Origin of the sequence: Neorhizobium sp. R1-B (genome assembly GCF_004368875.1) — a bacterium.
Taxonomy (GTDB): Bacteria; Pseudomonadota; Alphaproteobacteria; order Rhizobiales; family Rhizobiaceae; genus Neorhizobium; species Neorhizobium huautlense.
This window is the reverse complement of sequence record NZ_SOEM01000046.1, coordinates 1-7,345: the sequence shown is the minus strand read 5'-3', so window position 1 is coordinate 7,345 and position 7,345 is coordinate 1. Positions and strand designations below refer to the sequence as shown.

6 protein-coding genes are annotated in these 7,345 nt (G+C 61.3%); 1 reads left to right on the top strand and 5 read right to left on the bottom strand.

Going from position 1 to position 7,345, the window contains the following annotated elements; genetic code table 11:
- Positions 1-253: 253 nt before the first annotated feature.
- Positions 254-922: a L,D-transpeptidase gene (locus EDE05_RS26545; protein ID WP_105372276.1), complete on the bottom strand. Its 669-nt coding sequence runs from the start codon at positions 920-922 to the stop codon at positions 254-256.
- A 179-nt stretch (positions 923-1,101) separates the two neighbouring features.
- Here EDE05_RS26545 and EDE05_RS26540 point away from each other — a divergent pair, with 179 nt between their 5' ends.
- Positions 1,102-1,590 (top strand): MmcB family DNA repair protein, encoded by a 489-nt coding sequence (locus EDE05_RS26540; protein WP_105372252.1) that lies wholly within the window; start codon positions 1,102-1,104, stop codon positions 1,588-1,590.
- Here the strand turns inward: EDE05_RS26540 and EDE05_RS26535 are convergent, their stop codons facing one another.
- The 4 genes from EDE05_RS26535 to EDE05_RS26520 all read right to left on the bottom strand — a co-directional run bounded on the left by EDE05_RS26535 (position 1,591) and on the right by EDE05_RS26520 (position 7,081).
- Positions 1,591-2,166, bottom strand: a complete 576-nt coding sequence (locus EDE05_RS26535) for an ActR/PrrA/RegA family redox response regulator transcription factor (RefSeq protein WP_105372253.1) — start codon at positions 2,164-2,166, stop codon at positions 1,591-1,593.
- Between the two features lie 72 nt (positions 2,167-2,238).
- The gene (locus EDE05_RS26530) at positions 2,239-3,555 is read right to left on the bottom strand and encodes an ActS/PrrB/RegB family redox-sensitive histidine kinase (protein WP_245422857.1); all 1,317 of its coding nucleotides are present in this window, start codon (positions 3,553-3,555) and stop codon (positions 2,239-2,241) included.
- An 86-nt stretch (positions 3,556-3,641) separates the two neighbouring features.
- Positions 3,642-6,128 carry an ATP-dependent helicase HrpB gene (hrpB, locus tag EDE05_RS26525; RefSeq protein ID WP_134103308.1) on the bottom strand — a complete coding sequence of 829 codons (2,487 nt, stop codon included), beginning with the start codon at positions 6,126-6,128 and terminating at the stop codon, positions 3,642-3,644.
- On the bottom strand, positions 6,128-7,081 hold the full coding sequence (locus EDE05_RS26520) for an ornithine cyclodeaminase family protein (RefSeq protein WP_105372256.1): 954 nt from the start codon (positions 7,079-7,081) through the stop codon (positions 6,128-6,130). The genes hrpB and EDE05_RS26520 overlap by 1 nt, the downstream gene beginning before the upstream one ends.
- Positions 7,082-7,345: the final 264 nt, after the last annotated feature.

Genomic DNA, 7,345 nt, shown 5'->3' with positions numbered 1-7,345 from the left:
GGCCAGAATGAAAGTGATCCCCTTTACCGCCCGATGGCGCCGGATTTCAAGGGCTCTGTTGCCTTCCAGGCCGCGCTGGACCTGGTGCTGAAGGGTCGCGAGCAGCCAAACGGCTATACCGAGCCGGTCCTGCACCGTCGGCGCATCGAACTCAAAGCAAAGCTCGCCAACTGACGGATATTTTGATTGCTGCCAAAGAAAAAGCCGCCGGAGATATCTTCGGCGGCTTTTGCGTTCACTTCGAATTTCGCGATTACTGGATCACGACGACCTTGGTGTTGCGGCCGGGGCGGACGCGGCTGTAGAGGTCGATGATGTCCTGGTTCATCAGGCGGATGCAGCCGGAAGAAGCGGCCGTGCCGATCGAGGCCCATTCCGGCGTTCCATGCAGGCGGAACAGCGTATCCTGGCCCTTTTCGTTGAAGAGATACATCGCTCGCGCCCCGAGAGGATTGCTAAGGCCCGGCCCCATGCCGTCTTCGACGTATTTTGCGACGTCCGGACGACGCACGGCCATTTCCTTCGGCGGGTGCCAGGTGGGCCATTCCTGCTTCCATGCAACGTAGGCCGTGCCGGACCAGGCGAAGCCCTGTTTGCCGACGCCAATGCCGTAGCGTACGGCCTTACCGTTCGGCAGAATATAATAGAGGAACCGCTCGCGGGTATTGACGACAATCGTGCCCGGCTTTTCGGTTGTGGAATAGCTGACGATCTGACGATGGAACTTCTTGTCCATGCGGCTGATCGGGATGGCCGGAAGAGTATAGCCGGCATCCTTTACCGAGCCGTAGGATTCGGTGAAAATCTGCGAGGTTGTGACGGTAGCCACTTCGGTGCCACCGGAAGACGACGTCGTGGAGCAGCCGGCCAGGGCGGTAGCCGCCAACAGGCCGAGTGCGAGCATGCTGTTGCGTAAGCGCATGGAAATCTCTTGGGATAAACGAATCGATTGAGGCAGGTGCGCGAGCACCTTTGATAAGCCGTTATTTTCGATTAAATTGGCCTTGGCAAGGTGCCTCGATGCTGCGAGATGGGCCGGGCGCATAATAGAAAAACGCCATTGCGTTTTTGCAACATTATCAGCGGCAGTAGCCGGAAGACATGACTATACTCAACATCGCCAGTAACAATCCATTAATAGATGGGCGTCAATCGGCGCGCGCCATGCTGGTTCGAAGAGGCGTGCAGATTCTGCTGCACGAGATGCGCCACGCGCTTTTGCCCGAGCTTGTGCTCGCGAACGGAAGGCGGGCCGACCTCATGACGATTTCCGAAAAGGGCGAAATCTGGATCATCGAAATCAAGACCTCGATCGAGGACTTCCGCGTCGACCGGAAATGGCCCGATTACCGCTCCTATTGCGACAGGCTTTTTTTCGCCACTCACAAGGACGTGCCGCTCGACATCTTTCCGGAGGATTGCGGCCTGTTCCTTTCGGACGGTTACGGCGGACATCTTCTGCGTGACGCGCCTGAACACAGGCTTGCACCTGCAACCCGCAAGGCGGTGACGTTGAATTTCTCTCGCGCTGCCGCCCAGCGGTTGATGCTGGCCGAATGGGCGAACGGCAAAAGCTTCGACGAAATGTGATTACTTCGGAGCGCGTTTCGCGAGAATGCGCTGCAGCGTGCGGCGATGCATGTTGAGCCGGCGCGCGGTTTCGGAGACGTTGCGTTCGCACATTTCGTAGACCCTCTGAATGTGCTCCCAGCGCACGCGGTCGGCCGACATTGGATTTTCCGGCACATCAGCCTTTTCGCCCGGCCGCTGCGTCAGCGCATGAAAGATATCGTCGGCATCTGCGGGTTTGGCGAGATAATCCAGCGCTCCGAGTTTCACGGCGGTCACCGCGGTCGCGATATTGCCGTAGCCGGTGAGCACGATCACCTTGGTATCTTCGCGGCTCTGGCGGATGGCTTCGATGACATCAAGTCCATTGCCATCCCCAAGGCGCAGATCCACGACTGCATATTTCGGCGGGCGGGCTTTCGACTTGGCGATGCCTTCAGCGACCGATTCGGCCGTGTCGACCTGGAATCCCCGGCTTTCCATCGCGCGCGCCAGCCGGCGCAGGAAAGGCCCGTCGTCATCGACGATCAGCAGCGACGGGTCAGGCCCCAGTCCATGATCCGTATGAGCTTTCTGATTTTCCAGGTGCGGTTCCATTTTTTTCTCCACGGGCTTTCTTGAAGGCCCGCCTTCCTTGTCAATTATGATCGTTCGCACCCGGGGTGCAAATCATTTCGGATCATGGGTTTCCATCACCGATCGCGGCCATTCGATCCGGATGCGTGCGCCCGCGTCGCCGTTGTCGCGATTGCCGAAACGGATCGACGCACCCGAGCGCTCGAGGAGCGTCTTTGCGATGAAAAGCCCGAGGCCCAGCCCGCCTGCGCGCTCGTCTTCCCGCGGTCTTTTTGTCATATATGGTTCGCCGATCCGAGAGAGAATATCCGGCGCATAACCCTGGCCATCGTCTTCGATGGTGATCGCCACGTGTTCCGCGCTGTGCTCGACCGTCACGATAACCTTGCTTCTGGCATAGTCGACGGCATTTTCGATCAGGTTTCCGAGCCCGTAGATGATGCCGGCATTGCGGCTGCCAACCGGTTCGCTCGCCCGGTCACTCTTCTCGACGAGCTTGATCTCGATGCCGAACTGACGATGGGGCGCGACCACTTCCTCTACCAGAGAAGAGAGTGGCAGGCGGCGCATATGCTCCTCGCTTTCGGCGGAGAGCGAGGTGAGCCGGCGGAGGATGTCGCGGCATCGTTCGCTCTGGCTCCTGAGGAGCTGAACATCTTCGCGGAACCGATCGTTCTCTGCGAGCTCGCGCTCCATCTCTTTGGCAACGACGCTGATCGTGGCCAGCGGTGTACCAAGTTCGTGCGCCGCCGCCGCCGCCAGTCCGTCCAGTTGCGAGAGGTGCTTTTCTCGTTCCAGCACCAGTTCCGTGGCGGCAAGCGCGTCGGCAAGCAGCGTCGCTTCATGCGAGACCCGATAGGCATAGAAGGCGGCGAACATCATCATCGAAGCGATCGAGCACCAGACGCCGAGCTGCATGACCGGCTGGATTCTCAGGGTTTCTCCCTCGTACCAGGGAACGGCATAGGGAGAGAAGGCGATCACTGTGGTGCAGATCAGCGCGAAGACGATCAAGACCAGCGAATGCCGCAGCGGCTGCGACGCAAAAGCGATGATGACCGGCACGCAGATCAGAGGCGCAAACGGATTGGCGAGCCCGCCGGTGATGAAAAGCAGGGCCGCCATCTGCAGGAGGTCGAAAGCGAGCAGCGCCAGGGCCGACTTTGGACCCAGCCGGTGCGTTTGCGGAAACCAGACGGAAAGGATGAGGTTCGCAACGGCCAGCGCCCCGATCAGGATGGCCGCCTCCTTTAAAGGAAGCGGGAAATCCAGCAGCAGCCCGACGACCAGCACGGTGATCGTCTGGCCCGTGACCGCAAGCCAGCGCAGCCGTACCAATGTTTCAAGCCGGATGCGGCGGCTGGAAGGGCCGAACTGCGCGTAACGCACCGATGAACTGTCTGGACTCAACGCCTTGCCTCTGCTTTCCGGCGGATGCCGATGAAATCGACCCGCTTCATAAACCGGCTCGACATCGGGTCGCAGGCGGCATTCTGTCACGTCCCTCGCGGTTTGGCACGTGTCGTCGGGGAAGCCTCCGAAGGATCTTCAGGCCAAGGATGTCTTGGATATCGTCCGCGCATCTCGGCCCGCACATCCTTCCAGGATCCCGCCCAGAAGCCGGGAAGGTCGCGGGTTGTCTGGATCGGGCGATGCGCCGGCGAAGTAAGCTCCAGCAGCAACGGCAGCCTCCCGCCCGCGACGGCCGGATGTTTCTTCAGCCCGAACAGTTCTTGCACGCGGATTGCCAGGACCGGCTCTTCGCCATCGTAGCGTATGGGATGACGCTGGCCTGTCGGCGCCTCGAAATGCGTGGGCGCAAGTTTGCCGAGATCCTGCGCCGCCGCATGAGGAATGAGCGAGCGCAGCCCTTCAAAAAGGCCTCCCGCATCCACGGCATCGAGGCTCGAAGCGTTGCTCTGGAACGGCACGAACCACTCGTCGAGCCGGGCGAGCAGCGCTTCGTCGCTCATGTCCGGCCATGGTTCGCCGATCGTGCGGTTAAGAAAGCCGATCCTTTCGCGAAGCTGTGTGCCATCCCGGGAGAACGGCAGGGCCTGGAGACCGAGCTCGCGGACGCCATCGGCAAGCGCCTTGGCCGCCGCTTCGCCATGCGGGCGCGGCAGTGGTTTTTCCTCGAGGATGATGGCGCCGAGGCGTCTCACCTGGCGGGCGCGCGCCTGCCGGCTGGCGCGGTCGAAGAAGCATTCATCCCTTTGTTCGATCGCGTCGGACAGCTCCTCTTCCACGTCCGCCCGGGTAATCTCTGCCGCTGCGAGGATGCGCGCTTGCGCGGCTCGACCGGTAAGATCGGCAACGACAAGCATCTGCGCCGAAGCAAGCCTTTCCGTTTCCGGCAGTTCCGCGCCCCGGCCATTCGTCATGACAAAGCGCCCGCGGCCGCCTCGCTGAAGGGCGACCCGATCCGGATAGGCATGAAGCAGAAGCCGGCCGGCTGGGACTATTTCGCCCGCTCGCGCAGCTTTTGGCAAATTGGATGCAATTCTCTCTGCGAGTTTTCTTGCCGAATCGGCCCGGTCGCCGCGTTCGTTGCGGAAGCGCCTCAGCCGCTCATCGAGATCGACATCGTTTCCGCCGAGCCCCTGCTCGGTGAGAAGCACGGCGAGCAGGCATGCCTGACGACCAAGGCCCTCTTTTGCGGCGGAAATCGCCATGGCGGAAAGCCTGGGCGGAAGAGTAAGTTCGCGCATCAGGCGTCCTTTTCCGGTCAAGCTGCCCTGGTCGTCGAGTGCGCCGAGCTCTGAAAGCAGCGCCACTGCCTCTTTAAAGGCCGGCGCAGGCGGCGGATCGAGAAAGGCAAGTGCTGCGGGATCCTGCACGCCCCAATGGGCAAGATCGAGCGCTAGGGCGGAAAGATCGCTTGCAAGGATTTGCGGCGGGGTGAAGGCCTGAAGTGCCGCCGTCTGGCCGGGATGCCAGAGCCGGATCGCGATCCCCGGCTCCGTGCGTCCGGCGCGTCCGGCTCGCTGGTCGGCGGAGGCGCGCGAAACCCGCACCGTCTCCAGCCGCGTGATACCCGTCGACGGTTCGAATACCGGCAGTCTCTGCAGTCCGCTGTCGATGACGATCCGCACCCCGTCGATTGTGATGGATGTCTCGGCAATTGAGGTGGCGAGCACGATCTTGCGGCTGCCTGCCGGCGCCGGCCTGATCGCCAGGTCCTGCTCCTTCTGCGTAAGGTTTCCATAAAGAGGGACGATCGTTGTTTCGGGGCCGAACTTGCCTTGGAGCCGCTCGGCGGTGCGCTGGATTTCCGCCTGTCCCGGAAGAAAAGCGAGGATCGACCCGGCGTCATGGTGGTGTGCTTCTATGATGGTGCGGGTCATGGCATCCTCGATCCGCTCGCTCGGTGCCCGGTCGCGACATCGGATATCGATCGGGAAGCTGCGGCCCTCGCTCTTGATCACCGGCGGATTGCCGAGCAACCCTGCCACCCGCTCGATGTCGAGCGTCGCCGACATGACGAGAATTCTCAGATCCTCGCGTAGTGCCGACTGCACGTCGAGCGCCAGAGCCAGCCCGAAATCGGCGTCCAGCGAGCGCTCGTGGAACTCATCGAAAATGACCGCGGAAACGCCGGTAAGTTCCGGATCGTCGAGAATCATCCGGGTGAAAACGCCTTCGGTCACCACCTCTATCCGGGTTCTCGGGGAAATGCGATTGTCGAGCCGCATCCGGTAGCCGACCCTGTCTCCGACCTGCTCTCCGAGTAGCGTGGCCATGCGCGAGGCGGCCGCGCGAGCGGCCAGCCGGCGCGGTTCGAGGAGAATGATCTTGCCGGTGCACCAGGCCTCTTCCAGCAATGCCAGCGGCACAAGCGTCGTTTTTCCTGCGCCGGGCGGCGCCGACAGCACGGCACGCGTGCCATTGGCGGCAGCCTGGGTGATCTCGCCGAGAACGTGGGTGACGGGGAGCGTCGGCAGGTTTTTGATCACCGCGCCCGGCTCCTGCAATGCTTTCATCAGCCGGGCACCTGGCCGCTGGCATGGCGATAGGCAAGAATTGCCCCCGCCAGATCCTCCAGCGCCGCACCGACGGATTTGAAAAGCGTGATCTCGTCGGCGCTGATGCGGCCTGGATGTCTTCCATGGGCCAGATCCGCAAGATCGGCTTTGATGTCGTCCTTCATGAGAACACCGTTTTTAAGCGGCTGCACGATATCCCCGCCCTCCTTCATCGCGCCGGCGCGGGTATCGACAATGACGGAAGAGCGCCGCACCGCCTCGTCGTCGCTTTCGCGCATAGTGGGCTTGAAGGCCCCGACAAGGTCGAGATGTGCCCCAGGTTTCAGCCACTCGCCGCGAATGAGCGGAGTATCCGACAGAGTTGCGCAGGAGATGATGTCTGCCCGCCGCGCCGCTTCGGCAAGATCGTCGACGATCACGGCGTCGATCCCGAGGGCCCGTGCTTCTTTGGCGGTCTCGTCAGCCTTGGTTGGATTGCGCCCCCAGATAAAAAACCGCTTGAGAGGGCGGGTTATGGAATGGGCCTGCATGAGATTGAGCGAAAGCCGCCCTGTGCCGACCATCAGCATGGTCTCGGCATGCGGGGAGGCGAGATATCTGGCAGCAAGTGCCGAGGTCGCCGCCGTCCTTCGCGCGGTCAGTTCTCCTCCTTCCACGATCGCCAGCATCTCGCCGGTTTTGCCGGACGACAGGAGATAGCTGCCGATGATGGTGGGAAGCGAGCGCAGATGGTTGTCGGGAAAAAGGTTGAGGATCTTGACGCCGATATGGTCGCCCGGCACCCAGGCCGGCATCAGCAGCATCACCGCGGTCGCTTCGCCCGGAACCTCCATGTCATGATGATGGCGCACGGGCATCACGCAATCGCTGCGGAACATGTGCTCGATAGCCTCGATCAATTCCGCCCAGGGAAGCGCTCTGCGCGTTTGTTCCTCGTTTAATACCAGCATGTCATACTCCAGCCGCCAAAAATGTCCCTCACCCTAGCAATCGCAAACGGGGCGGTTAAAGCGCTTTTTGGGGACCGACGGCTGCCTTTTCGTTAATCTTTGTTCAAATTGTTCGCGGAAACGGTCGGGTTTCGGCCCCTCCGAAGAAAAATGACATTTTTTTAAAAACGCCTGTTGACTTGTTTGTGGGCATGGATTTATAACCCCGCTCACTGACGAGGGCGGCGGCGCTGCTGGCGACGACGACTTTCGTTCTGAAGAAAT

Coding starts and splice junctions, on each gene's coding strand:
- EDE05_RS26540 (WP_105372252.1), top strand. CDS start 1,102: ATGACTATACTCAACATCGCCAGTAACAATCCATTAATAGATGGGCGT.
- EDE05_RS26545 (WP_105372276.1), bottom strand. CDS start 922: ATGCGCTTACGCAACAGCATGCTCGCACTCGGCCTGTTGGCGGCTACC.
- EDE05_RS26535 (WP_105372253.1), bottom strand. CDS start 2,166: ATGGAACCGCACCTGGAAAATCAGAAAGCTCATACGGATCATGGACTG.
- hrpB (WP_134103308.1), bottom strand. CDS start 6,128: ATGAAAGCATTGCAGGAGCCGGGCGCGGTGATCAAAAACCTGCCGACG.
- EDE05_RS26520 (WP_105372256.1), bottom strand. CDS start 7,081: ATGCTGGTATTAAACGAGGAACAAACGCGCAGAGCGCTTCCCTGGGCG.